At 55.0% G+C, this 1,446-nt stretch carries 1 protein-coding gene; it reads right to left on the bottom strand.

What is annotated here, in order from left to right:
• Nucleotides 1-9: 9 nt before the first annotated feature.
• Nucleotides 10-1,361, bottom strand: a protein-coding gene (locus tag ACR0AM_RS21570; protein ID WP_170717543.1) for an IS3 family transposase whose coding sequence is annotated in 2 segments (ribosomal slippage) — nucleotides 10-1,025 and nucleotides 1,025-1,361 — 1,353 coding nt in all. Because the reading frame shifts where the segments join, the coding sequence is not laid out codon by codon here.
• Between the last annotated feature and the right edge of the window lie 85 nt (nucleotides 1,362-1,446).

The raw sequence follows: 1,446 nt of genomic DNA, 5'->3' as shown, positions 1-1,446 counted from the left end.
AGTTTCAATCTACGCCGCGTTCTGATGATGCAGCAAGCGGCGTTTCTGGATTGTCTGGTGTTTGATTTCCTTTCTGCGTCTGAGGATTGTTTCGGCTCGACCGAAATAGACATCGGCGGGTGTCAGATTGCTGATGCTCTCGTGGTATCGGTTGTGGTTGTAGTGATTGATGAAGTCGCCGATGGCCTGTTCGAGCGCTCCTGGCAGATAGTAGTTTTCCAGCAGGACACGGTTCTTCATCGTCTGATGCCATCGCTCAATCTTGCCCTGGGTCTGCGGATGGTTGGGCGCTCCCCGAACATGATCCATACCCTGCTCATCCAGCCATTTCGCCAACTCGCCAGAGATGTAACTGCTGCCGTTGTCGCTGAGCAGCCGGGGCTTGTGGGCAACGGTGACACTGTCACAACCTGATGCAGCCAAAGCGTCTTCCAGCGTTCCTGTGACATCGTCAGCTTTCATCGTGGTGCAAAGGCGCCAAGAGACAACGTAACGGCTGTAATCATCCAGGATCGTAGACAGGTAGAACCAGCCCCAACCGATGACTTTGAGATAGGTGAAGTCGGTCTGCCAAAGCTGGTTCGGCCGCACAGTCTTCTCATGGAATTCATCCGCCGCTTTGATGGTGATGCAGGCTGGGCTAGTGATCAGATCTTGTGCCTTCAGAAGCCTGTAAACACTGGCCTCAGAAACGAAGTAGCGCCTGGTGTCGGTGAACCGCACCGCAAGCTCGCGGGGCGATAACTCGGGTTCTTCCAGAGCCAGTTCCACGATCTGCTTGCGCACCTTGTCGGGGATGCGGTTCCAAACCCTACCTGGCCGGGAATGGCGATCCTCAAGCCCGGCCTCGCCGAAAGACAGATACCTGTCGTACCAGCGGTAGAAGGTCGTTCTGGGAATGCCGAGCTTTTCCAGTGTGCGTTTGATCGGCAGGTGCGAACCGTCAACCAGCCGGATGATCTCAAGCTTTTCGGATGCGGGATATCTCATTCGTCGTCTCCCCCATCCTCGAACATGCTTTTTTTGAGCAGCCGGTTCTCAAGGGTCAGGTCGGCGACTACCTCTTTCAGCGCCGACGATTCCGCTCTCAAATCCTTCACCTCAGAGCTGGTAGCCTGGCGTGCGGTATCGCCAGCCAACCGCTTCTTACCGGCCTCAAGGAACTCTTTCGACCAGCTGTAATACAGGCTCGTAGCTATTCCTTCACGGCGACACAGCTCCGCTATGCTGTCTTCACCACGAAGCCCATCCAACACAATACGGATCTTCTCCTCTGCCGAATGCTGGCGCCGTGTCTTCCTGCGGATGTCTTTGACAACTCTCTCTGCTGACGCTTTCTGTTTCCCGGATTTCATTCTCATCTCCACTCTCTGATGGTTACGATGAGCCTGAAATCCTCCGCTACGCAATCAACCTAGTCTGTTCCATGGGTGCTGATGGCGGACA

It is taken from the genome of Ruegeria sp. AD9 (genome assembly GCF_056542305.1).
The sequence above is the reverse complement of the archived record's forward strand: the minus strand, read 5'-3'. Positions and strand labels throughout refer to the sequence as shown.